Origin of the sequence: Mesorhizobium sp. M0030, assembly GCF_040323695.1 — a bacterium.
In the GTDB taxonomy this organism is placed as follows: Bacteria; Pseudomonadota; Alphaproteobacteria; order Rhizobiales; family Rhizobiaceae; genus Mesorhizobium.
Genome location: NZ_JAMYVE010000021.1, coordinates 16,762 through 43,132, shown reverse-complemented (window position 1 = coordinate 43,132; position 26,371 = coordinate 16,762). Strand labels below are relative to the sequence as shown.

At 62.9% G+C, this 26,371-nt stretch carries 27 protein-coding genes, 1 other RNA gene and 1 pseudogene; 8 read left to right on the top strand and 21 right to left on the bottom strand.

The genetic code is table 11. From position 1 onward, the window contains the following. Window positions 1–19: 19 nt before the first annotated feature. The 3 genes from NKJ80_RS29220 to tmpA all read right to left on the bottom strand — a co-directional run bounded on the left by NKJ80_RS29220 (window position 20) and on the right by tmpA (window position 2,573). A complete protein-coding gene (locus tag NKJ80_RS29220) occupies window positions 20–448 on the bottom strand; it encodes a hypothetical protein (RefSeq protein ID WP_023731683.1) in 429 nt (142 codons plus the stop codon). A gap of 392 nt (window positions 449–840) precedes the next feature. Further along, window positions 841–1,425, bottom strand: a complete 585-nt coding sequence (tmpB, locus tag NKJ80_RS29215) for a (R)-1-hydroxy-2-trimethylaminoethylphosphonate oxygenase (protein ID WP_352498826.1) — start codon at window positions 1,423–1,425, stop codon at window positions 841–843. Beyond that, the gene (tmpA, locus tag NKJ80_RS29210) at window positions 1,422–2,573 is read right to left on the bottom strand and encodes a 2-trimethylaminoethylphosphonate dioxygenase (protein ID WP_352498825.1); all 1,152 of its coding nucleotides are present in this window, start codon (window positions 2,571–2,573) and stop codon (window positions 1,422–1,424) included. Before tmpA ends, tmpB begins: the two co-directional genes overlap by 4 nt. A gap of 121 nt (window positions 2,574–2,694) precedes the next feature. On the opposite strand from tmpA, the gene NKJ80_RS29205 reads away from it, so the two are divergent. Both NKJ80_RS29205 and NKJ80_RS29200 read left to right on the top strand, forming a co-directional pair. Next, window positions 2,695–3,585, top strand: coding sequence for a LysR family transcriptional regulator (locus NKJ80_RS29205; RefSeq protein ID WP_023682083.1), 891 nt, complete (start codon window positions 2,695–2,697; stop codon window positions 3,583–3,585). Between the two features lie 138 nt (window positions 3,586–3,723). Then, entirely contained in the window at window positions 3,724–5,526 is a 1,803-nt protein-coding gene (locus NKJ80_RS29200; protein WP_023668342.1) for an NAD(P)/FAD-dependent oxidoreductase, read from the top strand. On the opposite strand, the gene NKJ80_RS29195 is transcribed toward NKJ80_RS29200, so the two are convergent. Genes NKJ80_RS29195 through NKJ80_RS29185 form a run of 3 tightly spaced genes read right to left on the bottom strand, consistent with a single transcriptional unit; the run spans window position 5,523 to window position 6,939 of the window. After that, on the bottom strand, window positions 5,523–6,044 hold the full coding sequence (locus NKJ80_RS29195) for a GNAT family N-acetyltransferase (protein ID WP_023668341.1): 522 nt from the start codon (window positions 6,042–6,044) through the stop codon (window positions 5,523–5,525). The two genes, NKJ80_RS29200 and NKJ80_RS29195, sit on opposite strands and share 4 nt — an antisense overlap. Window positions 6,045–6,059: 15 nt before the next feature. Then, entirely contained in the window at window positions 6,060–6,368 is a 309-nt protein-coding gene (locus NKJ80_RS29190; protein WP_023668340.1) for a hypothetical protein, read from the bottom strand. Between the two features lie 4 nt (window positions 6,369–6,372). After that, window positions 6,373–6,939, bottom strand: coding sequence for a helix-turn-helix domain-containing protein (locus tag NKJ80_RS29185; RefSeq protein WP_023668339.1), 567 nt, complete (start codon window positions 6,937–6,939; stop codon window positions 6,373–6,375). Between the two features lie 152 nt (window positions 6,940–7,091). Here NKJ80_RS29185 and NKJ80_RS29180 point away from each other — a divergent pair, with 152 nt between their 5' ends. Continuing rightward, entirely contained in the window at window positions 7,092–8,924 is a 1,833-nt protein-coding gene (locus NKJ80_RS29180) for an ATP-binding protein (RefSeq protein WP_023668338.1), read from the top strand. Window positions 8,925–9,147: 223 nt separating this feature from the next. Here NKJ80_RS29180 and NKJ80_RS29175 read toward each other — a convergent pair whose 3' ends face one another. Together NKJ80_RS29175 and miaA are read right to left on the bottom strand one after the other, a co-directional pair. Next, window positions 9,148–9,939: a GGDEF domain-containing protein gene (locus NKJ80_RS29175; protein ID WP_352498824.1), complete on the bottom strand. Its 792-nt coding sequence runs from the start codon at window positions 9,937–9,939 to the stop codon at window positions 9,148–9,150. 131 nt (window positions 9,940–10,070) lie between these two features. Next, window positions 10,071–11,054 (bottom strand): tRNA (adenosine(37)-N6)-dimethylallyltransferase MiaA, encoded by a 984-nt coding sequence (gene miaA / locus NKJ80_RS29170; RefSeq protein WP_352498823.1) that lies wholly within the window; start codon window positions 11,052–11,054, stop codon window positions 10,071–10,073. On the opposite strand from miaA, the gene serB reads away from it, so the two are divergent. Both serB and NKJ80_RS29160 read left to right on the top strand, forming a co-directional pair. Beyond that, entirely contained in the window at window positions 11,044–11,931 is an 888-nt protein-coding gene (gene serB / locus NKJ80_RS29165; RefSeq protein WP_352498822.1) for a phosphoserine phosphatase SerB, read from the top strand. The two genes, miaA and serB, sit on opposite strands and share 11 nt — an antisense overlap. Next, window positions 11,928–12,500 carry a GNAT family N-acetyltransferase gene (locus NKJ80_RS29160; protein ID WP_023699045.1) on the top strand — a complete coding sequence of 191 codons (573 nt, stop codon included), beginning with the start codon at window positions 11,928–11,930 and terminating at the stop codon, window positions 12,498–12,500. Before serB ends, NKJ80_RS29160 begins: the two co-directional genes overlap by 4 nt. 46 nt (window positions 12,501–12,546) lie before the next feature. On the opposite strand, the gene NKJ80_RS29155 is transcribed toward NKJ80_RS29160, so the two are convergent. The 6 genes from NKJ80_RS29155 to NKJ80_RS29130 form a co-directional block, all read right to left on the bottom strand. Next, window positions 12,547–14,064 (bottom strand): DegQ family serine endoprotease, encoded by a 1,518-nt coding sequence (locus NKJ80_RS29155; protein ID WP_023668334.1) that lies wholly within the window; start codon window positions 14,062–14,064, stop codon window positions 12,547–12,549. Between the two features lie 238 nt (window positions 14,065–14,302). Then, window positions 14,303–14,488 (bottom strand): DUF2065 domain-containing protein, encoded by a 186-nt coding sequence (locus tag NKJ80_RS29150; RefSeq protein WP_023668333.1) that lies wholly within the window; start codon window positions 14,486–14,488, stop codon window positions 14,303–14,305. Window positions 14,489–14,492: 4 nt separating this feature from the next. Further along, window positions 14,493–15,470 (bottom strand): protease modulator HflC, encoded by a 978-nt coding sequence (gene hflC, locus NKJ80_RS29145; protein WP_023682089.1) that lies wholly within the window; start codon window positions 15,468–15,470, stop codon window positions 14,493–14,495. After that, window positions 15,470–16,579: an FtsH protease activity modulator HflK gene (gene hflK, locus NKJ80_RS29140; protein ID WP_023682090.1), complete on the bottom strand. Its 1,110-nt coding sequence runs from the start codon at window positions 16,577–16,579 to the stop codon at window positions 15,470–15,472. The genes hflC and hflK overlap by 1 nt, the downstream gene beginning before the upstream one ends. Window positions 16,580–16,724: 145 nt before the next feature. After that, window positions 16,725–17,243, bottom strand: coding sequence for a dihydrofolate reductase (locus tag NKJ80_RS29135; RefSeq protein WP_023667408.1), 519 nt, complete (start codon window positions 17,241–17,243; stop codon window positions 16,725–16,727). Beyond that, window positions 17,243–18,259, bottom strand: a complete 1,017-nt coding sequence (locus NKJ80_RS29130) for a DUF4424 domain-containing protein (protein WP_352498821.1) — start codon at window positions 18,257–18,259, stop codon at window positions 17,243–17,245. The genes NKJ80_RS29135 and NKJ80_RS29130 overlap by 1 nt, the downstream gene beginning before the upstream one ends. Window positions 18,260–18,406: 147 nt before the next feature. Here NKJ80_RS29130 and cobF point away from each other — a divergent pair, with 147 nt between their 5' ends. Beyond that, on the top strand, window positions 18,407–19,180 hold the full coding sequence (cobF, locus tag NKJ80_RS29125; protein WP_023682093.1) for a precorrin-6A synthase (deacetylating): 774 nt from the start codon (window positions 18,407–18,409) through the stop codon (window positions 19,178–19,180). 202 nt (window positions 19,181–19,382) lie between these two features. On the opposite strand, the gene NKJ80_RS29120 is transcribed toward cobF, so the two are convergent. The 4 genes from NKJ80_RS29120 to modA all read right to left on the bottom strand — a co-directional run bounded on the left by NKJ80_RS29120 (window position 19,383) and on the right by modA (window position 22,417). Further along, entirely contained in the window at window positions 19,383–19,724 is a 342-nt protein-coding gene (locus NKJ80_RS29120; RefSeq protein WP_023667411.1) for a winged helix-turn-helix domain-containing protein, read from the bottom strand. A gap of 69 nt (window positions 19,725–19,793) precedes the next feature. Then, window positions 19,794–20,906 (bottom strand): molybdenum ABC transporter ATP-binding protein, encoded by a 1,113-nt coding sequence (modC, locus tag NKJ80_RS29115; protein WP_352498820.1) that lies wholly within the window; start codon window positions 20,904–20,906, stop codon window positions 19,794–19,796. Further along, window positions 20,903–21,607 (bottom strand): molybdate ABC transporter permease subunit, encoded by a 705-nt coding sequence (modB, locus tag NKJ80_RS29110; protein ID WP_023667413.1) that lies wholly within the window; start codon window positions 21,605–21,607, stop codon window positions 20,903–20,905. The genes modC and modB overlap by 4 nt, the downstream gene beginning before the upstream one ends. 15 nt (window positions 21,608–21,622) lie before the next feature. Beyond that, window positions 21,623–22,417: a molybdate ABC transporter substrate-binding protein gene (modA, locus tag NKJ80_RS29105; protein WP_352498830.1), complete on the bottom strand. Its 795-nt coding sequence runs from the start codon at window positions 22,415–22,417 to the stop codon at window positions 21,623–21,625. 158 nt (window positions 22,418–22,575) lie between these two features. Between modA and NKJ80_RS29100 the strand changes: the two are divergent. Next, window positions 22,576–22,773: pseudogene (locus NKJ80_RS29100) on the top strand (TOBE domain-containing protein). Window positions 22,774–22,801: 28 nt separating this feature from the next. On the opposite strand, the gene NKJ80_RS29095 reads toward NKJ80_RS29100, so the two are convergent. Beyond that, window positions 22,802–23,596, bottom strand: coding sequence for a thymidylate synthase (locus tag NKJ80_RS29095; protein WP_023688064.1), 795 nt, complete (start codon window positions 23,594–23,596; stop codon window positions 22,802–22,804). A gap of 347 nt (window positions 23,597–23,943) precedes the next feature. Beyond that, a complete protein-coding gene (locus tag NKJ80_RS29090) occupies window positions 23,944–24,255 on the bottom strand; it encodes a DUF2853 family protein (RefSeq protein WP_352445601.1) in 312 nt (103 codons plus the stop codon). A 168-nt stretch (window positions 24,256–24,423) separates the two neighbouring features. On the opposite strand from NKJ80_RS29090, the gene ssrA reads away from it, so the two are divergent. Then, window positions 24,424–24,782, top strand: a transfer-messenger RNA (tmRNA) gene (gene ssrA, locus NKJ80_RS29085). A gap of 212 nt (window positions 24,783–24,994) precedes the next feature. Here ssrA and NKJ80_RS29080 read toward each other — a convergent pair. Next, window positions 24,995–26,200, bottom strand: a complete 1,206-nt coding sequence (locus tag NKJ80_RS29080; RefSeq protein ID WP_023667417.1) for a multidrug effflux MFS transporter — start codon at window positions 26,198–26,200, stop codon at window positions 24,995–24,997. Window positions 26,201–26,371 lie beyond the last annotated feature (171 nt).

Sequence of the window (26,371 nt, the reverse complement as noted above, 5' to 3'; positions counted from 1 at the left end):
CTGGTTGGCGAACCAACAGTTACAGCCCTTTCAGACGAGCAATGTCGGAGGCCCTTACGGCGCGTTCGACAATTGTCCTTCCAAGCGGATCCTTCATAGTGAAGCGGCCGGCCTCGATGCTTTCGCTGAATCCATCGCGATGCACGACCTGGATTTTGGCGCCCTGTACCGTCACCGTGTCGCCAGCGGCATTGACTTGGCTACTGGGAGCTTGGCTACCGGCGGCGTTGTCGCCGGCACCATTTTTTCCCTTTCCGTTGGCGTTGCCATTCCCGGCGTTGCCGCCTGAGCCATTACCGTTACCACTACCGTTGCCACCACCGTTACCATTGCCATTGTTTCCGCTCTTGGCGCTGGCAGCGGCGAATTCGATCTTGTAACCGTCGACATGGCTCAACCGCAGACCAAGCACCGGCATCGTCACCGCAACCGCCGCGAATACGCGCAAGCTAAAGTACGCCCGGCGACGCACGGATGAAAACAGGGGCTGCCTTTCTCCATTCATGCCACCATCACATCATGATGTGTCACGGTATTCAAGAATGAACAGCCCAAAATTGCGGCTCACAAACGCTGAGGAAACTCTCCTTTCGTGCTTTCAGCTCGATTCTCAGACCTTCGTCTGAGTCAAATATATACCGAAGTCTGACCTACTGATCTTGGCCGCGCCGACGGATGTCGCAATAAAATCCGCGGTGACAAGGCTCGTCACCGGTAGGGATCGGCAGCGAGGCGCGAGCGCCTGCGGCACGCAGACGCTTGCGGCAGGTCTCCGGCATACGGTTAGCGCATGCTCGCCGTCGAAGCGGTAGCACATGCCGGTCCTTCTCCGGATTATGATCAGGCGCGATTGGCGAAGTCGCGGACAACCCGTTGCAGCAGCGGCATGTAGTCGCGAAATGCCCGGGTCTTCATGTTGGCGATCTTGCCGGCCTCGTCCCAGATGCGGACCCGAACCGCTTCCTCGTGGAACGGGTTCTTGCGGAACTCGGCCACCTCTTCGGCGTTCATCGGCCCGCCTTGCAGCGACAGCGTGTGGACCGAGGCCTGCGACAGCCTGCCGAAATAGGTCGGGTCGGTAGCGCAGAGGTAGCGCTTGGCCGCGACATGCAGCCTGACGCATTCGACGATCACCGGTGGAAAGAACGGCGCCAGCACCTCGCCGCCGGCTTCGTCATGATGCTTGTCCTCGACATCGTCGGGCGAATAGGTGCCGAACTCGCTGGTGTAGTGGCCGATATCGTGCAGCAGTGCTGCCGCCACCAGCACATCGGGCGCGTCGTCCTTTTCGGCGAACCAGGCGCCCTGCAACATGTGCTCCGACATGGTGACGGGTTCGCCGAGATAGGATTCCGCCCCTCGGCGTTCGAAAATATCGGCGATGAATTCGACGATGTTGCCCGCGTTCAAATCCTGGCCGCTCATTCCGCAGCCTCCTTGAAGCTGTGTTCGATCGCCGACAGCGTCGACAAAAGGCCATCCTTGTCGGCGTAGCAGCCCTGCAGCCAGCGCTTGCCGGTGCCGGAGAACGCCTTGCGGGCATGCATGACGCGGGTGTTGTCGACGATGAAGGCCTCGCCCGCCTCGAGCCTGAAGGTGGCTTCGAAGGAAGGATCCTCGATCAGTTCGGCAAACCGGCGATAGGCGGCGTAGTAGGCCTCCATCTCCGCGAACGGTACATCGACGGTCGGCGCCAGCGAGCGGTTGTTGAAGCGGATGGCGATGAGTTCGCCATCCGGCCCGAGTTCGATCATCGGCCGTTTGGCCTGCAATCGCACGCCCGACGACCCCGCATATTCGAAACGCGCCGGGTATGAACTTAACAGCCGGAAGCCTTCGGGGTTTTCGGCCTGCAGCGCGGCCGCCACGGCAAAACCATCGACGACGCTGGATTCGCCGCCCTCCACCGTGTTTTCGATGCAGGACAGGATCTGCAAGGTCGGCACCGGATCACGATAGGGGTTGTCGGTGTGCGCCTGCAGGCCAAGATTGGTGTAGGCCAGATTGGTTGGATTGACCTCGGCGCGCACCTCGAACCAGCGGCCGTAATTGGTCTCCCTGATATAGCCGAACAGATCGGACACTTTGCACAGCGCCCCGGATTCGGCCGGCAGATCGTCCATCACCGCGAAGCCGTAGGTCTTCACCGCCGACAGCCATTGCCGCAAGACGGCGCGGTCGCGGCTGGCCGCGACATAGCCGGCGCGCGGCACCGAATTCTGCATAGAGGCCCTGGTCCATCGCACGGTGCCCTCGCCTGTCCAGCCGGGCTGTCGGGCGGCATCGCGGTCATAGGCATTGGCGCTCAGCCATGCCGCAGGAAAGCGCACCGTCTTTCCCTCCGGTTCGAAACTGACTTCAAGCGCATCGCCCTTGATCGCGGCTGCGCCGATCCGCGTTTGCGCCGGAATGTCGAGAATGGTGATCAGCCGCTGGCCGTTGCCGGCGCTGCGCGTCTTGTCGTCGAGCGCATTGTCGCGCAACCACATGGCGTGAAAGCGAGTGCGCGCGCCGTCCTTCCAACCGAGGTCGATCGTTCTTCCTTCGTCGCCGATCAGCGCCTGGGTAAGCATGGAGATCCGTTCCTGTCCGCTGCGCCCCGCAGCCAACTCCGCAGGGTTTCCGGTTGCATCGTGATGATGTCGAAGGTATAACTCAAATTATCATTTTGCGGCCAAAGGCCATAAACGGTTTATGCCTCAAACAACCCTGCCCTTGCCGCCGCTCGACTGGCTGCGGAGTTTCGAGGCCGCCGCGCGGCTGTCGAATTTCACCGCCGCCGCGGCCGAGCTTGGCCTGACCCAGGCTGCGGTCAGCCAGCACATCCGTTCTCTCGAAGAGCGGTTGAAGCAGCCGCTGTTCATCCGCCTGGCGCGCGGCGTCGAATTGACGCCGGAGGGTGCCGCCTACCTGCCGCATCTGCAATCGGCCTTTGCCGTGATCGCCAACAGCACGCGCGAGTTGTTCGAACCCAAGACCGTCCAGAGCGTGACGATACGCTCGCCGATCTCGTTTGCCGTGCTGATGATCGCGCCGAAGCTGCCGCAAATGGCCAAGGACCTGCCCTTCGTCCAGCTGCAGATCGAGACCATCCACACACCGGCCGATTACGGCGAGCGCTTTGTGGGTCTCGACATCCGATTCGGCATTGGCTCCGGCTCCTTTGCCGGACGGCAGGCCGACCGCCTCACCCGCGAAACCTTAACGCCGATGGCGTCGCCAAATGTCGCCAAGGCCAAGGATTGGACAGGATTGCCGAGACTTACAGTGGTCGGCGCGCGGGAAATGTGGGGCGAGTGGTTCGCCGTCGCCCGGATGAAGCCGGCGCTCGGGCCCACGCACAAATTCGACAGTTTCGTTACCGCGTTGGAGGCGGCGAAGCACGGCGCCGGCATGGTGCTGGGATCGCGACCGTTGGCCGACGCGGCACTGCGCGAAGGATCTCTCGTTACCCTGTCCGGCTTTACGCTGTCGAGCGGTGCCGGCCACTATCTGACCGCACCTTCGGGCGCGCATCTGAGCCCGGCCGAAGAAGCGGTCCGCCGCTGGTTCGCAACGGTCTTCGGCGTCCCGATTTCCCGATAAGCCCCTGAATACGCGGCAAACTATTGGACGACGTGACGCGGCGCATAATTTGTCGCGATACTGCGCCAGGCCGGACGTCAAGCTTCGGCAGGGTTCCGCTCGCTACAGGCGGCCAAGAAAAATCGCGGAGGAAATTCAATGCTCGACAAGGCCCCCAACAAGAAGCTTTCCGACCTGCTCGATCGCTTCGGCGCGGCACTCGCCGCCGGTGACATCGACAAGGCGGTCGCCTGCTTTCAGGAGGATTGTTTTTGGCGCGATCTCGTCAGCTTCACCTGGAACATCAAGACCATGGAAGGCCGTGACCAGGTGCGCGACATGCTGGTGAGCCAGCTGGCCAAAACCAACCCATCGAACTGGGCGATCGCCAGGGGCGAGGACGCCACGGAAAACGATGGCCTGCTCGACGGCTGGATCAGTTTCGAAACGTCTGTGGCGCGCGGCTTCGGCCACATCCGGCTGAAGGACGGCAAGATCTGGACGTTGCTCACCACCATGGTCGAGCTGAAGGGCCATGAGGAGCCGGCCGGTTTCGACCGCCCGCTCGGCGCCAAGCACGGCCATGGCAAGAACCGCCCGACCTGGAAGGAGGAGCGCGAGAAGGAGGCCGCCGAGCTCGGCTTCAAGACGCAGCCCTATACGCTCATCATTGGCGGCGGCCAGGGCGGCATCGCGCTCGGCGCGCGGCTGCGGCAGCTCGGCGTGCCGACCATCATCGTCGAGAAGAACGAACGGGCCGGCGACAGCTGGCGCAAGCGCTACAAATCGCTCTGCCTGCACGATCCGGTCTGGTACGACCATCTGCCCTATATCGACTTTCCCAGGAACTGGCCGGTCTTCGCGCCCAAGGACAAGATCGGCGACTGGCTGGAAATGTACGCCAAGGTAATGGAGCTGAACTACTGGTCGTCGACCGAGGCCATGAGCGCTGTCTATGACGACAGCAAGAAGGAATGGACGGTGGTGGTGCGCCGCGACGGCAAGGACATCACGCTGAAGCCGAAACAATTGGTGCTGGCCACGGGGCAATCCGGCAAGGCCAACATGCCGAACTTCAAGGGCATGGACACATTCAAGGGCGACCAGCATCACTCCTCGAAGCATCCGGGACCCGATGCCTATGTCGGCAGACAAGCTGTCGTCATCGGCTCGAACAACTCCGCCCACGACATTGCAGCAGCCCTTTGGGAGGCCGGCGCCGACGTCACCATGGTGCAGCGCTCGACCACGCACATCGTCAAGTCGGACACGCTGATGGAGATCGGCCTGGGCTCGCTCTATTCGGAAAAGGCGGTTGCGAGCGGCATGACCACAGCCAAGGCCGACCTCGTCTTCGCCTCCCTGCCCTACAAGATCCTGCACGAATTCCAGATTCCGGCCTATGCCGAGATGAAGAAGCGCGACGCCAACTTCTACAAAGGCCTGGAGAAGGCCGGCTTCATGCTCGACTGGGGCGACGACGGCTCCGGCCTGTTCATGAAATATCTGCGACGCGGCTCGGGCTATTACATCGATGTCGGCGCCTCCGACCTGATCATCGACGGGTCGATCAAGCTGAAAAGCGGTGTCGACGTGAAGGAGATCAAGGAGCATTCGGTCCTGCTCAGCGATGGATCGGAACTGCCGGCCGATCTCATCGTCTACGCCACCGGCTACGGTTCGATGAATGGCTGGGCGGCCGATTTGATCTCACGGGAGGTCGCAGACAAGGTCGGCAAATGCTGGGGCCTCGGCTCCAACACCACGAAGGACCCAGGCCCCTGGGAAGGCGAGCTGCGCAACATGTGGAAGCCGACGCAGCAGGAGGCGCTGTGGTTCCATGGCGGCAATTTGCACCAGTCGCGCCATTACTCCCAGTTCCTGGCGCTGCAGCTGAAGGCGCGCATGGAAGGCATCGCGACGCCGGTCTACGCGCTGCAAGAGGTTCACCACAAGGCTTAGGCAGCGCCGCCGATGCGCTTCCAGTAGATGAGCGTGCCGGTCAGCCCGCCATGCGGTTTCAGGGCAAAGTCCGGTATTTCGCCAGTGAGCGTGAAGCCGAGTTTTTCGTAAAGGCCGGAAGCGCCCTCCTCGGTAGCGGTGTCCAGCACCAGAAGCGTGCGGCCTTTCTCGACGGCGAGCGTTTCGGCCGCCCGCATCAGCCGGCTCGCTATGCCCTTGCCGCGGTGTTCGACGCGGGTCATGAGCTTGGCGATCTCGGCCCGGTGCGGCTGATTGACCGGAAAGTCGAGCAGCAAGGTGACGGTGCCGATCAACGCGTCGCCATACCAAGCACCCAGCACCGCTCTTTCACCTCTCTCTGCTGCCATCAACGAGTTGCTCCAGAAGGTTTCCGCCGCTTGCCTGGATAAGGGATGCATGAAGCTGACGGAGCCGCCGGCCGCGACCGTCTCGATCAGGAGGTCGGCCAGCATGTCGCGTGTTTCCGCAGTCAGCGACCTGATTTCGATGGGACTCACCTGCACTTTCCCTTGCTAATCCAGACGCGCGACGCGGCGCCGCTTTCGTCTCGCCTTGATCGCGGCGATGCGATCGGTGTCTTTCGGCTGCAGATGCAGCCCGCGTTCGAGGATTTCGAGCGTGTATTCCTCATAGGTCAGGCCAAGCCGCTCGGCCTTTTCCATGCGCATCAGCATCACGTCACGGCTTGGCGCCTTCCACGCCTTGGCATGCGCTGCCTGCCAGGCCAGGAAGATGTAGGGATCGCCCCTGCCCCATGGCGGACCCTTGTAATCATCGAGCGGCGGTCCGCCATTGTCGGAGCGCTTGGGACGTCTTGCCACGATTTCAGCCCCTGACCAGCGCAACCAGATAGTCGGCCGGCTGCGGTCCGACGGCATGGAACGTGCAGTCCGACGGCGCGCCGAGCGCCAGGCAGTCGCCGGGCTCGAGACTATGCACCATATCACCCTCGGTGAACTCAAGTCGCCCGGAGATCAGCCACATCTGCTGCTTGATGAAGGCATAGGACGCCGCCGGGAAACTCACACTGGCGCCAGCCGGCAGTTGCACCCGGATCAATTCGAGCGGCGTGTCGGAAACCGGCGACAGATGCCGGCGGACATAGCCCGTACCGGGGTCGCGCCAAACCGGCTGCTCACTCTCGCGCAGCAGGCCGCCACCTTGCTGCTCGGCGCGTGCAATCAGCGTCGACAGCGTCATGCCGAAAGCAGCGGCGATGCGCACCAGCAGCGCGGCCGTCGGGCTGGTCATGCCGCGCTCGATAGTGCTGAGCATGGCTTTGGAGACGCCGGAGCGATTCGCCAGGTCGGCCAACGACCAGTCCCGCAAGGCTCTTTCGGCGTGGATTCGTCTGCCTATCGTAGCCGACATGTCATTCGCTATATCAGTCATTCGTCCAATATATCGAATATTTAGATTCGGAAAAGAGGCCGGCTGGTTGAATTTTCGCTGACCGGTTAACCCCTGCTACACCATCCCGCATCACGCCACCTTAACCCCGTCTGTGTAGGATCGACGCTCCACGAGAATGGGGATCGGATCGTATGTTTGTCGAGCGCGAAGCCTCCGTCGGCGAACCGACCTCGCAGGAGCGCCGCCGCGCAGAGCAGAGCGACAAGCGCATTCTCGGCAACGTCGTGCAGTGCGACGGTGCGCGCGCCACCATCAGCGCCTATGCCGACGACATCGAAGGCGCGGTCACCGGCCTGTGGACCGTCGGCAAGATGATCTCCATCAATCTCGGGACATCGCGCACCGTTGGTCTGGTCTACGAAATCGGCAAGTCGGATCGCGCCTGGAGCAATGAGGGACAAAATCCCATCGAAGTCAGCGTCGAGCTGATCGGCGAAGTGCGCGACGGCGCCGAACCGGGGGCCAAACCGGTGTTCGACCGCGGCATCACCACCTATCCTCATATCGGCGCCATAGCGCACCGCATCCGTACCCGTGATCTGCAGGCGGTCTACGATCTCGCCGGGCGTCATTCGATCACCATCGGTACGCTGTCGCAGGATGAGTCGATCGACGCCAACATCGCCATCGACGACACGCTGGCGCGCCATTTTGCCGTTGTCGGCACAACCGGCGTCGGCAAATCCACCGCCATCTCGCTGCTGCTGCGCAAATCGATCGCCGCCCGGCCCGATCTGCGAATCCTCATTCTCGATCCGCACAATGAATTCGCGGCATCCCTGCCTGAGTTCTGCGTCCGGGTCGATTCCAAGACGCTTGATCTGCCGTTCTGGATGTTCAGGCTCGAAGAATTCGCCGAAGTGCTGTTTCGCGGCCGAGAGGTCGTGCCGGAAGAAGTCGATGTCCTGCGCGACCTGATCCCCGCCGCCAAGAACCTCTATCGCAATCCCAATTCAGGCTCTTACGTGCGCCGCGGCAGCGATGCGCTGACCGCCGACACGCCGGTGCCCTACCGCATGGTCGATCTCATCAAGCAGATCGACGAGCGCATGGGCCTCTTGGAAAGCAAGAACGACCGCCCGACGCTGAAATCGCTGAAGACGCGCATCGAGTCCGCCGCGTCCGACCCGCGCTATCGCTTCATGTTCAATTCGCGGCTGATCGAGGACACGATCCACGAGACGATCGGCAATATTTTCCGTGTGCCGCATCATGGCCGCCCGGTGACCTGTTTCGAGATGGCCGGCATGCCGTCCGAAGTGGTCAACTCCGTCTGTTCGGTGCTGGCGCGCCTGGCCTTCGACCTTGCGCTGTGGAGCGAGGGCCGGCTGAAGCTGCTGTTGCTGTGCGAGGAAGCGCACCGCTATATGCCGGCCGATCCGCGCCTAGGCTTCGCCCCGACAAGGCATGCACTGTCGCGCATCGCCAAGGAAGGCCGCAAATATGGCTGCTATCTCGGCGTCGTCACCCAGCGCCCGGGTGAACTCGATCCGACCATCCTGTCGCAATGCTCGACCTTCTTCGCCATGCGGCTGGCCAATGAGCAGGACCAGGCGATCATCCGCTCGGCGATCGCCGATTCCTCCGCCTCGACGCTGGCCTTCCTGTCCTCCATGGGCCAGCGCGAAGCCATCGCCTTCGGTGAAGGCGTGGCGACGACCATGCGGCTGAAGTTCGAGAAACTGGCGGAGAACCTGATCCCCGGCACCGCCAAGCGAGAGCAGGACGAGTTCTCGCAGGACGGCAACGACGTCGATCTCGCCGCCATCGTCGAGCGGCTGCGCAACGTCCCGAAACCGCAGCAGCAGATGGCCTTCGCCGAGGTCGTGGACTCCGGCCGCCAGGCCGGCGATCCCGATTACCGCAAGCCGGCCACCGCCCAGCGCGTCCAGCCCGACGACGATTTCGACCTGCGCTACGGCCTCAAGCCCACAACCTTCGGCATGCGCCCGCAGAACGATTGACCTTCAGCGTAGCGACTTTTTTGCCGGCCAATTGAGAAGCCGCCGGAGCGCCAGGGCTCGGCTTCGTTGGCCGCTTGGGCAAATCCCGAAAGGGAATTCATCAGGCCGGATTGAATGGCGTGGCTTTCGAGAAGCCGGAGCGGAGCGGACATTTAGTCCGTGAGCACCGGAAGTCGAGAAAGCCACGTCAGGCAACCGGCCTCATGAATTCTTCTTCGGGATTTTAGGCGCAGACGCGGTTGCGGCCTTGCCTCTTCGCCTCGTAGAGCTGGCGGTCGGCGCGGCGGTAGAATTCCTCGGCGGTTTCCTTCCGATCCCAGACGGCGAGTCCGACGCTGGTGGTGATCTTGAGGCGGACATTGCCCGACAGCACCGACATGTTGGCAATCGCCTTGCGGATGCGTTCGGCGAACTTGCCCAACAGCTCCGCATCCATGTTGGGCGTAACGACGGCGAACTCCTCGCCCCCAAGCCGCGCCACCACATCGTGGTAGCGCGTCATGCCTTTGAGGCAATTGGCGACTGCCCTAAGCACCTCGTCGCCGACATCGTGGCCATGCGTGTCGTTGACCTGCTTGAAATGATCGAGGTCGAGGATCATGAGCCCGACGGGCTTTTCGATGCGGCGGAATTCCTCGAGATATTCCTTCAGCGCATCATCGAAGTAGCGCCGGTTCTGCATGCCGGTAAGGCCGTCGGTCAATGCCGCATGCTGCAGCGTTTCCGAGCGGGCGCTGAGCGAAACCGTCATGGCGCGCAGCTTGCCCTCTTCCGTGGCCTGCCTACGGATCAGCGGGTAGATGAAGAACACGCCGAAGAACAGCGCTGTCGCCAGCAGCACCCCGGTGACAAACAGCAGCGTGTTGAGATAGGCGATCCTCTCGACCCGGGAAGTCGTATCGTGACCGACCGCGATGAACTGCGATTGATCATAGGCATAAAGCGTCACCAGGCCTGCGGCCAGGATCACGAAAATAAAGACGAAAAATGCGGATTCCGCCTTGTGGAAACGCATCTGCTTCCCGTTGCAAAAGTACCCGCCGGATCTATGGCATGCCGGCGCCTTACGGACGGTTAATCCAGACAACCGGAGCGGGAATGTTCATTCCTACTTCTGTTTCTTTAATTGTATTGGCAGCACGAAAATCAAATCGTGGTTTGCAGGCGGCCGCCGGGCTGCAATCTCAGCCATTCCGGTCCCAGCTGATGGCGAAACCACGTCGTTTGCCGTTTGGCATATTGCCGCGTCGCTGCCTTGCAGCGCTCGATGGCCTGAGGAAAGCTGATGTCACCCGCCATGGCGGCCGAAAGTTCGCGAACGCCGATCGCCTTCATCGCCGGCAGGTCGGGATCGAGGCCAAGCGCCGCAAGCCGTTTGACCTCATCGAGCGCGCCGAGATCGAGCATGCGGTCGAACCTTGTTTCGATCCGCTCGACAAGGGCGGCGCGGTCCGGCTCGATAACGAAGAACCGAGCGCTGTCGCGGTCGATCAGCGGCCGGCCGCGCGCTGCCTGCCATTCTAGGATGGAGCGGCCGGATGCGTCGAGCACCTCCAGCGCCCGCACGATGCGCTGGCCGTCGGTCGGCTTCAGCTGCATGGCGACTGCCGAATCCTCATGCATCAGGATGCGGTGCAGCTTGGCTGCGCCTTGCTCCTTTAACCCGTAGCGCCAGCGGTCGCGTACCTGCTGCGGAATGTCGGGCATTTCCGAAATGCCCTCGGCAAGTGCGCGAAAATAGAGCCCGGTGCCGCCGACGAAAATCACCGGACGTTCAAAGCCGGCGTCATCGGGCTGTCGGGCGAGCGTGCCGTCATCGATCAGCTTCATCACGTCGCGCAGCCAGGCGCCGGTGGAATAGGCGGTGGAGGGATGCACGTGGCCATAGAGATAGTGCGGCGCGCGGGCGAGGTCGGCAGCGCTCGGCCGCGCCGTCAGCACGTCGAGCACCGAATAGCCCTGCATGGAATCGGTGTTGACGATGACGCCGCCCTTGCGCTCGGCGAGATCGAGCGCCAGCGCCGACTTGCCGCTGGCGGTCGGCCCGGCTATCAGGATCGCGTCCTTCACGCGGCCCTCGCCCGCCTGCCCGCCCTCGCCTAGCTGCTTGGAAGCCTCGATGCCGCTCATTGCCACGCTTGTGTCCCACTCCGTCCGCCGCGCGATGTCGGCCTCGCTTGCGAATATGGCCTCACGGTCGGTCGGCGCAAGCGCTGTTCGCTGGCTGGGCGAAGGCGTCGCCTGCGACCTGGTGCTGCCCGAGGGTGCGGAAGCCGCTGAGGCAAGTGCCGCCTTGCGCTTGGCACTTGGCTCCGAGCCGGTCGACGTGATCGTTCAGCAGGCCGAAAGCCGCCGCAAGACAATCCTGCTTGCCGATATGGATTCAACCATGATCGACCAGGAATGCATCGACGAACTCGCCGACGAGATCGGCGTCAAGGACCGCGTCGCCGCCATCACCGCACGCTCGATGAACGGCGAGATCGCTTTCGAGCCGGCGCTGCGTGAACGCGTGGCGCTGCTGAAAGGCCTCGATACGGCCGTCGTCGACCGCATCATCGCGAACCGCCTGACGCTGGCGTCGGGCGGCCGCGCTCTGGTGCAGACGATGCGCGCCAATGGCGCCTGGACGGCGCTTGTCTCCGGCGGCTTCGACGTCTTCACCAGCCGTGTCGCCGCCATGCTCGGCTTCGAGGAAAACCGTGCCAACCGACTGATCGAGGAGAACGGGCGCTTTGCCGGCCTGGTCGCCGAGCCGATCCTCGGCCGCGCCGCCAAGGCCGATGCGCTGAACGATATCTCGGCCCGCCTGGGCCTGACGCCATTCGATGCGATTGCGGTCGGCGACGGCGCCAACGACCTCGACATGATCCGCCTGGCCGGCACCGGTGTCGCGCTCCACGCGAAGCCGGCCGTTGCTGCCGAAGCCAAGGTCCGCATCGACCATGGCGATCTCACCGCACTGCTTTATCTCCAGGGCTACCGCCAGGAAGAGTTCGCCCAATGAAACCGATGCGCACCGAGCGCCTCATCCTGCGCAACTGGGAAGAGCGCGACCGCGAACTATTCCATCGCATCAACTCCGACGAGCGGGTGATGGAATTTTTTCCGTTCCGCCGCGACCGCGCCGAGACGGATGCCAAGATGGACGAGTTTCGGGGCTGGATCGCCGAGGACGGCTTTGGTTTTGCCGCCGCCGAGATCGCCGCGACTGGGGAATGCATCGGCTTCGTCGGCCTCTTAAAGACCGATCACGTGCCGTCCCTGCCCTCCGATACGATCGAGATCGGCTGGCGGTTGGCGCCGGAATTCTGGCGAAAGGGCTATGTCACGGAGGCCTCCGAAGCCTGGCTCGCCTTTGGCTTCGAGACGCTTGACCGGGACGAGATCGTCTCCTTCGCCGTCGCGGCCAACCGCCGCTCGACGGCCGTCATGGAGCGTCTTGGCATGAGCCCTGACCCGGCTCGCGATTTCGACCACCCATCCATCCCTGACAGCCACCCGCACCTCAAGCGGCATGTCCTCTACACCCTGTCGCGCAAGGACTGGCAGGCAAGAAAAAGGGCGGCTAACTAGCCGCCCTTTTCATTTCGAAATCAGATCGTTGCAGGCCTGACCGGACTCAATCCATCCGGATCGTCACGAAGCGCAACTCGCCTGTCTTGGACGCCAGCATCAAGAGCGCATTCTTGCGGCCCTGCTCCTTCAGCGCGCCGATCCGGTCCATCACGTCCTTCGGGGTCGCGACCGATTCCTGGGCGATTTCGGTGATCACCTCGCCGGCCTGGATGCCGCGCTCGGCGGCGGCCGAATCCTTGGTGACGTCGGTGATGACGACGCCGGAGACGTCGGCCGCGATGCCGAATTTTTTCCGTGTGTCGTCATTGAGCTCGCCGACGGTCATGCCGAGCACCGAGGCCGTGGAGACCGCGGGCGCCTTGTCGCCGCCCTTGTCCTCATCGGTAGTGCCGTCCTCACCGGCAGCGACCTTCTCGCCGTCCTCAAGCCGGCCGAGCGTCACCTTCACCGTCTGCTCGACGCCCTTGCGCACGATGATCACGTCGACCGCCTTGCCGACCGGGCTTTCCGCCACGACGCGCGGCAGGTCGCGCATTTCATGGATGTCCTTGCCATCGAACTTGATGATGACGTCGCCGGCGAGAATTGTGCCGTTGTCGACCGGTCCGCCCTTGATGACGCCGGCCACCAGCGCGCCCTTGGCGGTCGCCATGCCGAGGCTCTCGGCGATGTCGTCGGTCACCGGCTGGATGCGCACGCCGAGCCAGCCGCGACGGGTCTCGCCGAACTGGCGCAGCTGGTCGACGACGCCCGAGGCAAGCTGCGAGGGGATGGAGAAACCGATGCCGATCGAGCCGCCCGACGGCGAGATGATCGCCGTGTTGATACCGATGACCTCGCCCAGGCTGTTGAACAGCGGCCCGCCGGAATTGCCGCGGTTGATGGCGGCGTCGGTCTGGATGAAGTCGTCGTAGGGGCCGGAATTGATGTCGCGGTTGCGGGCCGAGACGATGCCGACCGTCACCGTGCCGCCAAGGCCGAACGGATTGCCGATCGCCATCACCCAGTCGCCGACGCGCATCTTGTTGGAATCGCCGAATTTCACCGCCGTCAGCTTGTGGCCCTTCGGGTCGACCTTGAGCACCGCCACGTCGGTCTTGGTGTCGGTGCCGACCAGCGTCGCCTTCAGCGTCACGCCGTCGGAGAAATTCACCTCGATGTCGTCTGCATCGGCGATGACGTGGTTGTTGGTGACGACAATGCCTTGCTCGGCGTCGACCACGAAGCCGGAGCCCAGCGACTGTACCTTTTGCGCGCCGCCATCCTTGTCGCCGCCACGGTTCTTGAAGAAGTCGTCGAAGAAATCCTGGAACGGCGAACCCTCGGGCAGCTGCGGCATCGGCACCGCGCCCGGACCTTCCGTGCCCTTCACGGTCTGCGAGGTCGAGATGTTGACCACCGCACCGAGCAGGCCTTCGGCGAGGTCGGCAACCGAAGCCGGTCCGTCCGCGGCCATCGTCGGCGTCACGAAAGCTGGAACGGCAAGCGCGCCGACCAGAAGTGCCGCAGCACCTGCGATGAACGTCCGCCGCGCCGCGCGCAGAAGGGTGTTGGATGTCATCGAAAGCCTCCCGGATTGCAGAAAAGAAAAGCGCTTCGGCAAAACGCCGCGTCGCGTCATGTTGGCAAGAAATACGGCACGTTTGCGGCTATGGCCACATCAGGAGGATAAATCCTCCGTTACACCTTAGAACGGTTCGCCGTTTCGCGGAAACGGCGAACCGTTCGATCCCTTTGCTTTTACGCAATTCCGGACGGAAAACCGCTCACACTTTCCTGGAATTGCAGATCAGCGGTCCTCAGCCACGCACCAACCAGACGATGCCGACGCCGATGGCGATCGCCACCAGCCCGACGATGCGCAGCGCAATTTCCGGCGTCGACAGCACTTCGCCGGCAAGACGTTTGGCAAGGCCGGGAAAGCCGCCATAGACCAGACCCTCTACGACGAGGACCAGGCCTATGGCCGCAAGGAAATCCTGCACCGCCCTACTGGGCGGGTGCAGGTTGTGCAGCCGGCGCGGCAGGTGCCGTCGCCGGCGCGGCAGGTGCCGTCGCCGGAGCCGCAGGCGCCGCCGGCTTCGCGTCCGTCCCGTCCGGATTGCGGAAGAAGCGGAAGAACTCCGAGTTTGGCGACAGCACCATCGTCGTCCCGGAGTTGTCCAGCGCCGTGCCATAGGCATTCATCGACCGGTAGAAGTCGAAGAACGCCGGATCGCGTTTGTAGGCGTCGGCAAAGGTCGCGCTGCGCTGGGCTTCACCTTCACCACGCAGGATTTCCGATTCCTTGCGCGCTTCGGCGACGATTTCCACCACTTCGCGGTCGGCGCGGGCGGTGATGCGCTGCGCGGCCTCTTTGCCGCGTGCCCTCAGCCGTTCGGCCTCGGCCAAACGTTCGGCCTTCATGCGGTCGAAGGTCTGCTGCGAGACCTCGGCCGTCAGATCGGTTCGGCGGATGCGCACATCCTCGATCTGCAGGCCGAGCGAGGTGGCGTCGGGCCGAAGCTGATCGCGCACTTCGCGCATCATCACGGCCCGCTCTTCCGAAAGCGCCGCCTCGAAGTCGCGCAGACCGTAGACACGGCGCAGCGCCGCATCGAGACGCGTCCTCAGTCGTGCTTCGGCCAGTGTGATCTGACCGGACACGGCTGAGCGGAACACGCGCGGATCCGAGATGCGGTACGCGATGAAAGCGTCGACCTCGTAGAACTTGCCGCCCGAAACCTGGACGCGGATGTTGTCGAGATCGAAGCGCAGCACCCTGTTTTCGATCAATTGCACGCTGTCGGCGTCGAAGAAGGCGAAAGGCGCCTTGAAATAGATGCCGGGTTCATTCTTGACGTCGACAATCTCGCCGAACCGCAGCACGAGTGCCTGCTGGCGCGCATTGACCACGAAGACCGAGGAGTAGAGCAGGAACAGAAGCACGGCCGCGATGACCGCGATGATGGGAAGACGATTGGCCATCACTGGGCTCCTCCCGTGGTCGCAGGCGGCGGCGCCTTCGGTTGCAGTGCCGGCAGCGGCAGATAGGGAACGACCCCTTGCCCATTGCCCTGTTCGACGATCACCTTGTTGGAATCCTTCAGCACCTTCTCCATCGTTTCCAGATAAAGCCGCCGGCGCGTAACATCGGGCGCCTTGGCGTATTCGTCATAGACCGAGATGAAGCGCTGCGCCTCACCTTCGGCTTCCTGGACGACACGGTTCTTGTAGGCTGCCGCGTCCTCGCGGATCTGCGCCGCGGCGCCACGCGCCTGGCCAAGCTTCTGGTTGGAATACTGGTTGGCCTGCTCGACGAACTTGTCTTCGTCCTGCTCGGCGCGCTGCACTTCGTCGAACGCGTCGGCCACTTCACGCGGCGGCGCCGCGTCCTCGATCGAAACCGCGTTGACATTCAGGCCGGCCTTGTAGCCGTCCAGCGTCGTCTGGATGATTTCACGCACCGACGCGGCGATGCCCTGACGGTCGTCGCGGAAGATGTCCTGCGCCGGACGCCGGCCAACCGCTTCGCGCATGGCGCTCTCTGCGACCTGCTGCAGCATGCCTTCGGGATCGGAGACGTCGAACAGATAGGCCCGGGGATCGGAGACCTGATAGGCCACCGAAAACTGGACGTTGACGATGTTCTGGTCGCCGGTAAGCATCAGCCCCGACGAGTTGCCGCTCGTCGCGCCGCCACCACCGATATCGACGAGTTGTTCGGCGATGTTGGCCGTCTCGACGGTTTCGACCGGCCACCAATGGAAATGCAGACCCGGCTGCGACAGCTCCGCCTTCGGCTTGCCGAAGCGCAGCTCGACCGCAACCTCGTCCGGCTGCACGGTGTAGACCGCCTTGAACGCCCACAGCACGATCAGAGCCGCTGCGATCAGCGCAAAGACGGCGGGGCTGGCGCCGCCGCCACCGGGCAGCGCGCGCCGCAGCCGGTCCTGGCCGCGGCGGATGATGTCTTCGAGATCGGGAGGTGACCCCGGCGGGCCGCTAGGCCCCTTCGGTCCCTGCCCCCAGGGTCCCTGATTGTTGCCGCCGCCGCCCCATGGGCCGCCGCCGCCGCTCTTGTCGTTCCAGGGCATGAATGTCCTTTCGCTTGGGATTCCCTCAGCGCCGACGTTGCGGCGCAAAATCCAGTTGTTCTTCTATAGGGACGCAGCGATGCGCTTTCAACGCGATCCGCTGCCGAGCATGTCCGTTTTGGACGTTCGCGACCCTTTTATCGTCTCAATGCACGCCGCGGCGTCGCTCGTAAACCGAATAGCGCGTCGCATGGCTGTCCTTTTCACCGGCCGGAACGTCCTGAGCGCTGACAAGGCGCCACAAATCCGGATCGATGTCGGGAAAATGCGCGTCGCCATCGACCGCCGCCAGCACATGGGTGACGTGCAGCCGGTCTGCCAGCGGCAGCGCCTGCGCATAGATCTCGCCGCCGCCGATGATGCAGATTTCGTCGACGCCGGCCATGCAACGCCCGCGCACCGTGGCCAGCTGGATCGCTGCCTCCAGCGAGTGCGCCACCTCTATGCCCTCGGCGCGCCAGGCCTTGTCGCGGGTCACCACGATGTTCAATCGGCCCGGCAGCGGCCGGCCGATGCCTTCATAAGTCTTGCGGCCCATGATGACGGGCTTGCCCATCGTATCGGCCTTGAAGCGCTTGAGATCGGTGGACAGCCGCCACGGTAAGCCGCCGTCGCGCCCGATGACGCCGTTCTGCGCAATGGCGACATAGATCGCGACGTCCATCAGTTGGCTCCCCCGGCGCCGTCATCCGACGGCTCCAAAAGCAATATGTCGATGTTGTGCTCGGGATAGAAATCCTGCGCCTTGGTCTCGAAGGTCGTCGGCCCGACCTTCTTGACATTGTCGCCGTAAAACGAGATCAGCGCTTTCGGATTGCCCTTGTCGACGGTCAGCTTGAACTTGCCGATGCTGCCATTGGCCCAGTTGCCGCCGGTGGTCAGGATATAGGCTATGCGGTTCTCGTAAAAATGCGGATAACCGTCGGCCTTGGCGGCCTGCCGCACCGCATTCTCGAAGCTGTCGTCCATGCAGTAGCGGGTCTTGTAGGTCGTATACTGGCTGCCCTCGGAGAACTTGCCGTCATAGAAGAAACTGACCGATGACGTGCCACCGACGCTCGGTTTGTAGCGGTGCGAGACGTGGACATCCTTGTTGGCCGGAAAGGTCGCGCGCCACCAATAGGTCGAGCGCAACTGCCACCACGGCGTATAGACCTTTTTCGCCTCGGTACCGTCGCTGCCCGTATCCTCGATGATGATGCCGCGGTTTTCCCAATCCTCGGCGACCGTTTTCGGCAGCTTCGCCAGGGCCGCCTTGGCCGCATCGCCGAACGGATTGAACGGCACGTTCTGCGCCTTCAGATCGGCGCCGATATCGATGCCGACAGCGAACACTTTCTGCTCGAGCTGCGGCTTTGCCGGCGCTCCGTCGATCGTCACCTCGAAGCCAAGGAAATTGTCGCTCTGGTTTTCCGGGATGGCCGGCATTTCCTCCGGATTGCCTTCGATGTCCGGCAGCGGAAAAGCGACGATGGCATTTACATCCTTGTCGGTGTTGTTGTGGAAGACGTAGTCGACCGTGATCTTTTCCGGCGAGATATAGAGGTCCTCGCTTTGCATCGACACCGCGTCGCTACGCGACAGGATCAGGCCACCTGTGCCGAGTTCGGCGGTCGTATCATTGGCCAGCGCGGGCACGGCTAAAAGCGCCAGCGCTACGGACAGAACATATTGCAACATCGAAGCCCCTTGCCAAGAATGCCGCGACCCTAGCCGTTTCAATGTGGCGTTTCAAAGCCTTCCGTCTCCCAGCAGGACGCCACAGTGTCTGGACACGCCAATCGGCGGTCTGGACTAACAGGTTTCGATCGGGCAGGAGTTCGCGTCATGCGCAAGCTTCTCGTCATCGGCATCGGCGCCGGCAATCCCGACCATATGACCGTGCAGGCCATATCAGGCCTAAACCGGGCGGACGTCCTGTTTATCCCCGACAAGGGGGCGAAGAAGAACGACCTTGCCGAATTGCGCCGCCATATCTGCGACCGTTTCGTCAGCAATCCGAAATCGCGCCGCGTCGAGTTCGACGTGCCGGTGCGCGCCGAGCCGGCGCCTTCCTATCGCTCGACCGTCGATGACTGGCACGAGGCCATCGCCCAGATTTATGAGAGCCTGGTCCGCGACGACCTTGCCGAGGACGGCTGCGGCGCCTTCCTGATCTGGGGTGACCCCTCGCTCTATGACAGCGCGCTGCGCATCCTCGCGCGCGTACGACTGAGGGGCAATGTCGCATTCGAACTGGAGGTCATTCCCGGCATCACCGCCGTCCAGGCGCTAGCCGCCGGCCACAAGATGGCGCTGAACCGCATCGGCGACCCCGTGCTGATCACCACCGGCCGCCGCCTCGCCGAACAAGGCATGCCGCACAATGCCGGCAGCGCCGTGGTCATGCTCGACGGCAAATGCGCCTTCAACACGCTGGCAGACAAGGATCTGATCATCCATTGGGGCGCCTATCTCGGCACACCGGACGAGATCATCGTTTCCGGTCGCCTGGGTGATGTCGGCGAGGAGATTGAGAGGACGAGAGAAGAAGCCCGGAAAAGAAAGGGCTGGATCATGGACACCTATCTGCTGCGTAAAGCAGGAGAGCCCGAGGAATAGCGCGCTCAAAGGTCGAGTTCCTTCGCGCCCCCCTCTGTCCTGCCGGACATCTCCCCCTCTAGTGGGGAGATTGGCCGTCACGGAGGATTTCGCCAATCGCCTAACAGATTAGCGCCCGTCTACTGGCGAGCTGATCTCCCCCCTTGCGGGGGAGATGTCCGGCAGGACAGAGGGGGGTGTGACGGATCGCAAGCTTCAACCCTCACCCAGCATCAATCTCGGCCTGCAAGGCGTCCATATGCGTGGCCGCCGCTGCCGCCGCAGCGCGCTCGATAGCGCGAAAACGGCTGACAACTGCAAGGCCAACTGAGGTCAGCTGTGCGCCGCCGCCCTTCTTGCCGCCGGTCTGCGCCGCGACCAGTGGCTTGCCGAACACACGGTTCATATCTTCCACCAGATCCCAGGCGTGCTTGTAGGACATCTCCATGCCGCGTGCCGCAGCCGAGATCGAGCCGAAAGTGGCGATCTGCTCCAGCAATTCGATCTTGCCCGGACCTATGCGCCCGTCCGGATCGAGATTTATCCGCAGGCTCAGCGACGGCATCTCTTGTCCTCCACAGTCACACTAGCCCCTCTCGACCCATAGCGCTATTCCAAAACGATATAGCGGCTATCAGCCATCCGCTTCGGCCGGCAGCCCGGCGCCGGTGTTGGCACGGTCGAAACTGACCGTCTTGATCACCGCGAACACCTTGCCGCCGAGTTGAAGGTTCAGTACCTGCCTGGATTGTTCGGTAATGCGCGCAAGCACGGTTGCGCCATTGCAGTCGATGCCGATTTCGACCGTCGGCCCCTCGCCCGAGCCGATTGCGACGATGGCGCCCGGCAGGATGTTGAGCGCACTGAGACCTTTCGGCTGTTCGGTGGCGATCATCACGTCGCGGGCGCGGATTCGGATGCGCACAGGCGCGCCGACCGAGACCGCCAGAAGCGGCACCCGGATTTCGCCCGCCGCCGAGCCGAGCACGGTCATCCCGAAGATCTCATCATGGCGCAGCACCTTGGTGTCGAGAACCGCGCCGCCCTCGCCGCGTTCCTCCGCCGGCAGCAATTCGAGCCGTTGCATGATCGCGCCGGTCGGGCCTGAGGCAGCGACCTTGCCTTGCGCCATCACCACCACGTCGCTGGCCAGCCGCGCCACCTCGGCGACGGAGTGGCTGACATATACGATGGGCAGCTTGGTCTCGTCGCGCAGCCGCTCGATATAGGGCAGGATCTCGGCTTTGCGCGCATCGTCGAGCGAGGCCAGCGGCTCGTCCATCAACAGCAGTTTCGGGCTGGCAAGCAGCGCCCGGCCGATCGCCACGCGCTGCTTTTCGCCGCCCGAGAGCTTTGCCGGTCGCCGGTCGAGCAGAGGACCGATGCCGAGCAGTTCGACGACCGCGTCGATATCCGCATAGCGCTCCGCCGGTGGCGTGAACCAGCGGCCATAGCGCAGATTGCCGGCCACGCTCATATGCGGAAACAGCCGCGCGTCCTGGAACACCATGCCGATCCGGCGCTTGTGCTTCGGCACGAAAATGCCGGCATCGGTGTCGACCAGCACGCGGCCATCGACCGCGATACGCCCTTTGTCCGGTCGGATCAGGCCGGCGATCACGTTGATCAGCGTCGTCTTGCCGGAGCCCGATGGCCCGAACAGCGCCGTCAGCCGCCCGGCGCTTTCGAAACGCGCGTCGACGGCGAAACCGCCGAGCCGATGGCTGATGTCCACCAGCACGCTCATTCGATGTCCATCCGCCGGCCGACGCGCCGCGCCAGCACTTCCGAGGCGACCAATGCGGCCATCGAGATGACGATGGAGATCAGCGTCAGCCTGAGCGCCCCGTCATCGCCGCCAGGCACCTGCGTGAAGGTGTAGATCGCCGAAGGCAGCGTCTGCGTCTCGTTGGGAATGTTGGAGACGAAGGTGATGGTGGCGCCGAACTCGCCCATCGCCTTGGCGAAGGATAGGATCGAGCCGGCGATCAGCCCGGGCAGGATCAGCGGCAGCGTGATGGTGGCGAAGACCCAAATCGGGTTGGCGCCGAGCGTTCCCGCCGCTGCCTCCATTTTGCGGTCGACCGCCTCGATCGACAGCCGGATCGCCCGCACCATCAGGGGAAAGCCCATGATACCGCAGGCCAGTGCGGCGCCGGTCCAGCGAAACGAGAAGACGATGCCGAAATGCTCGGCCAGGAACGCTCCCGCCGGCCCGCGCCGGCCGAAGGTAAGCAGCAAGAGATAACCTGTCACCACCGGCGGCAGGATCAACGGCAGGTGAACCACGCCGTTGAGCAGCGTCTTGCCCCAGAATTTTCCGCGGGCCAGCAAAAGCGCCATCAAGATGCCCGGCGGCAGGCTGAACAGCATCGCCACCGTCGCCACCTTGATCGACAGCCGGACCGCATTCCATTCGTCGGGAGTGAGGTCCAGCAGCCAGTTCATGCGTCAGCCGCTACCTTAATTGCTCGGCGTGAGCACGGTGAAACCCTGATCCCTAAACAGCTCCACCGCCTTGGCGGACTGCAGGCACTTCAGGAAAGCCGGGGTATCCTTGTCCTTCGAATCGGTGGTCTGGGCAACCGGATAGATGATCGGCGGGTGCGAATCCTCCGGGAAGGTGCCGACCACCTTGACTCCCTTGTCGGCATGCGCGTCGGTGGCATAGACGATGCCGAGCGCGGCCTCGCCCGTTGAAACCAGCTTGAGCGCGGCGCGCACATTCTCGGCGTGCGCCACCTTGCCTTCGACCGACGACCAGACGCCGAGCGATTCAAGTGCCGCCTTGCCGTATTTGCCGGCCGGCACCGCCTTGACGTCGCCCATGGCAAGCCTGCCGTCGCCAACCAGCTTGGCCAGGTCGAAGCCTTTCTCGATCCTGGTCTCAACCTTGGAATCCTGTGGCGCCACCAGCACGATCTGGTTGCCGAGCAGTTTCACCTCGGTTTCCGGCTTGGTCAGTCTCTTGTCGGAGAGGTACTTCATCCAGTCGAGATCGGCCGAAATGAACACATCGGCGGGCGCCCCGCTTTCGATCTGCTTGGCCAGCGCCGAGCTCGCGGCGTAGGAGACGGTCGCCGCTTCTCCGACATCGGCTTCGCAGGCCTTGGTGACGGCGTCGAGCCCGTCCTTGAGGCTGGCTGCGGCAAACACGATCACCTTGTCTCCCGCGTGAGCCGCCGGCATCACGGCCATCAGAGCTACGGCAAAGCCGCCAATCGCGATTGCCCTCATACCAAAACCTTTGTGCCCCAACATGAAAACTCTCCCTGGGCTTGAAATCTGCTGGCTCACTCCTGCCGACCGATATATCTGGATGAATATAACAAGGGAAGGCCGCCTCCTGCGAAAGCGTATGTTCGGCATCGATTGTTCTGGTTTGGACGTGCACCGAAACCCGGAAAGGAACTCCGATGAAGATCAGCGCCCGCAACATCCTCAAGGGAACGATCGTCGAGATCGTCAAAGCACCTCGCCTGTCCGCGGTGATGTCGCCGGCTCCGTCGTCACGCTTCGATCACCAACGAGGCCTTTGCCGATCTCAAGCTCGAAAAAGGCAAGCAGCCTATGCCATGATCAAGGCAACCGACGTCATGGTCGACATCGATTGAGGGTCGGAATTGATTGACGGTGGACGGATCAGACCGCGATCGGCGCCTTGATCGACGCGTCGGCAAAATAGTTTTCCAGCCGGAAATCCTCGAAGCGGAAGGCGAACAGGTCCTTCACCTCCGGATTGATCCACAGCGTCGGCAGCGCCTTGGGTGTGCGCCGCAATTGCTCGCGCGCCTGCTCGAAATGGTTGGAATAGAGATGCGCATCGCCCAGCGTATGGACGAACTCGCCGGGCTTCAGCCCGGTCACCTGCGCCACCATCAGGGTCAGCAGCGCGTAGGAAGCGATGTTGAAGGGTACGCCGAGAAAAATGTCGGCCGAGCGCTGGTAGAGCTGGCAGGACAGCTTGCCGTCCGAGACGTAGAACTGGAACAGGCAGTGGCAGGGCGGCAGCGCCATCGCCTCCACTTCGGCCGGGTTCCACGCCGAAACGATCAGCCGGCGTGAATTCGGATTCCTGCGTATCTCCTTCAGAACATTGGCAATCTGGTCGATCGACCCGCCATGGCCATCCGGCCAGGAGCGCCACTGCTTGCCATAGACCGGGCCGAGATCGCCATTCTCGTCGGCCCATTCGTCCCAGATCGAAACGCCATGATCTCTAAGGTATTTGATGTTGGTGTCGCCGGCCAGGAACCACAGGAGTTCATGGATGATCGACTTCAGATGCAGCTTCTTGGTGGTGGTGACGGGAAAGCCGCGCGACAGGTCGAAGCGCATCTGGTACCCGAACACCCCACGCGTGCCGGTGCCCGTGCGGTCGCCACGGTCGGCGCCATTGTCCAGCACATGCTGCAAAAGGTCGAGATACTGGCGCATCGGCTTCGCCTCGATTCGGGGTTACCGCCATCATAACCGACTGGCCGCCGGCCGAACACAGCAAAAGGACCAGAACGCGGCTTGCCCCATCACTCTTCAAGGGTTAGCGCTGCCCCTCACCTGCCTGCCGGCATCCTCTCCCCGTATAGGGACGGGGAGAGGGGCGCTGTGATCAGCGGTTTCGCCAATCACAAGCGTTCGAGAGAGAGAGAGAGAGCCAAGGCTGCGGTCGGCCCTTTCTCCCCGTCACTATACGGGGAGAAATGCCCGGCAGGGCAATGAGGGGCGGTGCTGACCTCCGGTGAGGAGCAAAATCAAACGCGCGCTCTGCCTATCGGCAATAATCTCTACAAAGAGCCGAGCTTGCCCAGATCCTTGGCGACCAGATAGTAGAAAGTCACGCGGCTCTTGGAGCTGTCGGCGGCCAACGCCTTGCAGGTCTTCTCGATCGCTGAGTCGGCTTTCGCCCCGTCGGTCACGCGGAGTTTCTTGGCAACCCAGTTGGTCTTGACGCGCTCCAATTCCTTGGGGTCGGTGCAGGATACCAGCGAGGAATCGCGGTTGCGCAGCGCGATGCCCAGATGTTTCACAATCTTGGCAACCACATCGGCATTTGCGGCGGCGTCGTATTTCTTCACGTCTGCGAGATAATCGGCCATCAAATTTCCCCATGTCGGCGCCACGGGATCCGATCGATGAGGGCTGTGGCGCGCTGCCGCAACTTGTGCGCTCGGTCGATACTCCTCACCATCGCAAAGCTTCGGTTGAGACCGCGCGCGAGTCAACCCTCGGCGCCGCAGTTTGGTGCGGCCAAGAAGTGTCATTGCGGCCTTTCATTTTGTGCGCCCGCCCCCTATATTCGTTTTGTCGGCTTGACCGACTATGGCGATAAATGGGCGATGTAATAAGCCGTTCGGACCCGGGGGCGGTACCCGGCGCCTCCACCAAGAACCGCTCTGTGATCAGAGCGGCTGTTGCTGGGGGCGAAATAGGATCGACGAAGGTGTAAAGATCGTACTTTTGCCCGGCATGGTACCACCGTCATCGGGCTAAACCTGTAGTTGCAAATGACAACTATGCGGAAGCACGTCTCGCCGCGTAAGCGGTGCGATAGCTTCAAATCAAGCCCTAGAGGTTCGCACTTCTAGGCGGGGTTCGGAGGTACCTGGCAACAGAAACCTCCACTTCTCCCCTCCTCGATATCGTACGCTCAATGCCGGCTGCCGCTGGCCGGATTTCGCATGACGATGGGCCGCGAAGCCTACACCAAATTGAGCCATGAGCTGGTGCAATTTGCCGCTGGCGTCGGTCGAAGGCCGTGGTTCTGGCCGGGGCCGGATTACCCCAGACGTGAAAAAGGCCGGGATGACCCGGCCTTTCCGGTCGATTGCGGTCAGCTTACTCGGCCGGCGCTTCAACGGCTTCGCGCGAGCGGCCGAGCGTCAGTTTGGCCAGCGTGAACGAGATTACGGCGCAGAGCGTGATGCCGGCCACCATGGGCAGCGGGGTGCCGTCGAAGAAGATGCCGGCGACGCCCATCGCCAGCGCACCGATGGCGAAGTGCAGCGTACCCATCAGCGCCGAGGCCGTGCCGGCGATCTCGCCATGCTCTTCCATGGCCAGCACCGACGTCGTCGGGATGACCAGGCCGAGGAAGCCGTAGCCGACGAACAGCAGTGCCGCCATCACATCGAGCCGGTCGACGCCGGTCGCCATCACTGCGAACAGCACCACCATCGTCGTGGCATAGCCGGTCACCGCCACCCAGACGACGCGCTTCAGCCCGAAGCGCTCCGACAGCAGTCCCGTCAGCTGCGACATGCCGATGAAGGCCACCGCATTGATCGAGAAGAACACGCTGTAGACGGAAGGCGACAGCCCGTAATGGTCGATCAGAATGAAGGACGAACTCGAGAGGTAGACGAAGAAGCTGGCGATGCCGAAGCCGGCGATCGCCACCAGGCCGAGGAAATTGCGGTCGCCCATGAGGAAGCGATAGCCGGCGAGTGCGGTTCCGAAGGAGGAACCGACGCGTTCTTCCGCCGGCCGCGTCTCCTTCAGCGAGGTCGCCAGCAGAATGGTGGCCAGCAGGGCCGCGCCCGTCACCGTCCAGAACACGGCGCGCCAGCCGAAATTCTCGATGATCTGGCTGCCGGTCAGCGGCGCCAGGATCGGCGACACCGAAAACACCAGCATCAGCAGCGACATAAGCTTGGCGGCTTCGGTGCCGGTGTGCAGGTCGCGCACGATGGCGCGCGGCACCGCCATGCCGGCGCTGGCGCCCAGTCCCTGCAGGAAACGGAAGGCGATCAGCCATTCGATGGTCGGGCTCATGGCCGAACCGATGCCGCCGACCATGAACAGCGCAAGGCCGCCGTAAAGCGGCAGCTTGCGGCCGACCATGTCGGAGATCGGTCCGACGACGATCTGGCCGAAGCCCATCGACAGGAAGAAGATCAAAAGGCTCATCTGAACGGCGGCGGTGCCGGCATGCAGATCTTCGCCGATCGAAGGCAACGCCGGCAGATACATGTCGATGGCGAAGGGGCCGATAGCGGACAACAGGCCGAGCACGACCGCGATGCGGAGGAATTTGGGACTCATGATAAAGGCTTCTTTCAAGTCTGGTTGGCGCCGCCAACGCGACGACTAACCCTAGGACGTTCCATCCCGTTGAAATCCGACGGCTCAGAGCGAGATTATTCGTCTCTACGGAGCGAATTCCCCATTTATTGTGTCCACAAATTTAGACAGCCTTGTCTAATTCGTCAATCA

Coding starts and splice junctions, on each gene's coding strand:
- NKJ80_RS29160 (WP_023699045.1), top strand. CDS start 11,928: ATGAAACCGATGCGCACCGAGCGCCTCATCCTGCGCAACTGGGAAGAG.
- cobF (WP_023682093.1), top strand. CDS start 18,407: ATGCGCAAGCTTCTCGTCATCGGCATCGGCGCCGGCAATCCCGACCAT.
- NKJ80_RS29180 (WP_023668338.1), top strand. CDS start 7,092: ATGTTTGTCGAGCGCGAAGCCTCCGTCGGCGAACCGACCTCGCAGGAG.
- tmpA (WP_352498825.1), bottom strand. CDS start 2,573: ATGCTTACCCAGGCGCTGATCGGCGACGAAGGAAGAACGATCGACCTC.
- miaA (WP_352498823.1), bottom strand. CDS start 11,054: ATGAGCGGCATCGAGGCTTCCAAGCAGCTAGGCGAGGGCGGGCAGGCG.
- NKJ80_RS29205 (WP_023682083.1), top strand. CDS start 2,695: ATGCCTCAAACAACCCTGCCCTTGCCGCCGCTCGACTGGCTGCGGAGT.
- NKJ80_RS29200 (WP_023668342.1), top strand. CDS start 3,724: ATGCTCGACAAGGCCCCCAACAAGAAGCTTTCCGACCTGCTCGATCGC.
- NKJ80_RS29090 (WP_352445601.1), bottom strand. CDS start 24,255: ATGGCCGATTATCTCGCAGACGTGAAGAAATACGACGCCGCCGCAAAT.
- modC (WP_352498820.1), bottom strand. CDS start 20,906: ATGAGCGTGCTGGTGGACATCAGCCATCGGCTCGGCGGTTTCGCCGTC.
- tmpB (WP_352498826.1), bottom strand. CDS start 1,425: ATGAGCGGCCAGGATTTGAACGCGGGCAACATCGTCGAATTCATCGCC.
- NKJ80_RS29185 (WP_023668339.1), bottom strand. CDS start 6,939: ATGACTGATATAGCGAATGACATGTCGGCTACGATAGGCAGACGAATC.
- modB (WP_023667413.1), bottom strand. CDS start 21,607: ATGAACTGGCTGCTGGACCTCACTCCCGACGAATGGAATGCGGTCCGG.
- NKJ80_RS29120 (WP_023667411.1), bottom strand. CDS start 19,724: ATGCCGTCGCTGAGCCTGCGGATAAATCTCGATCCGGACGGGCGCATA.
- NKJ80_RS29135 (WP_023667408.1), bottom strand. CDS start 17,243: ATGGACGTCGCGATCTATGTCGCCATTGCGCAGAACGGCGTCATCGGG.
- NKJ80_RS29080 (WP_023667417.1), bottom strand. CDS start 26,200: ATGAGTCCCAAATTCCTCCGCATCGCGGTCGTGCTCGGCCTGTTGTCC.
- NKJ80_RS29130 (WP_352498821.1), bottom strand. CDS start 18,259: ATGTTGCAATATGTTCTGTCCGTAGCGCTGGCGCTTTTAGCCGTGCCC.
- NKJ80_RS29095 (WP_023688064.1), bottom strand. CDS start 23,596: ATGCGCCAGTATCTCGACCTTTTGCAGCATGTGCTGGACAATGGCGCC.
- NKJ80_RS29155 (WP_023668334.1), bottom strand. CDS start 14,064: ATGACATCCAACACCCTTCTGCGCGCGGCGCGGCGGACGTTCATCGCA.
- serB (WP_352498822.1), top strand. CDS start 11,044: ATGCCGCTCATTGCCACGCTTGTGTCCCACTCCGTCCGCCGCGCGATG.
- hflC (WP_023682089.1), bottom strand. CDS start 15,470: ATGGCCAATCGTCTTCCCATCATCGCGGTCATCGCGGCCGTGCTTCTG.
- hflK (WP_023682090.1), bottom strand. CDS start 16,579: ATGCCCTGGAACGACAAGAGCGGCGGCGGCGGCCCATGGGGCGGCGGC.
- NKJ80_RS29175 (WP_352498824.1), bottom strand. CDS start 9,939: ATGCGTTTCCACAAGGCGGAATCCGCATTTTTCGTCTTTATTTTCGTG.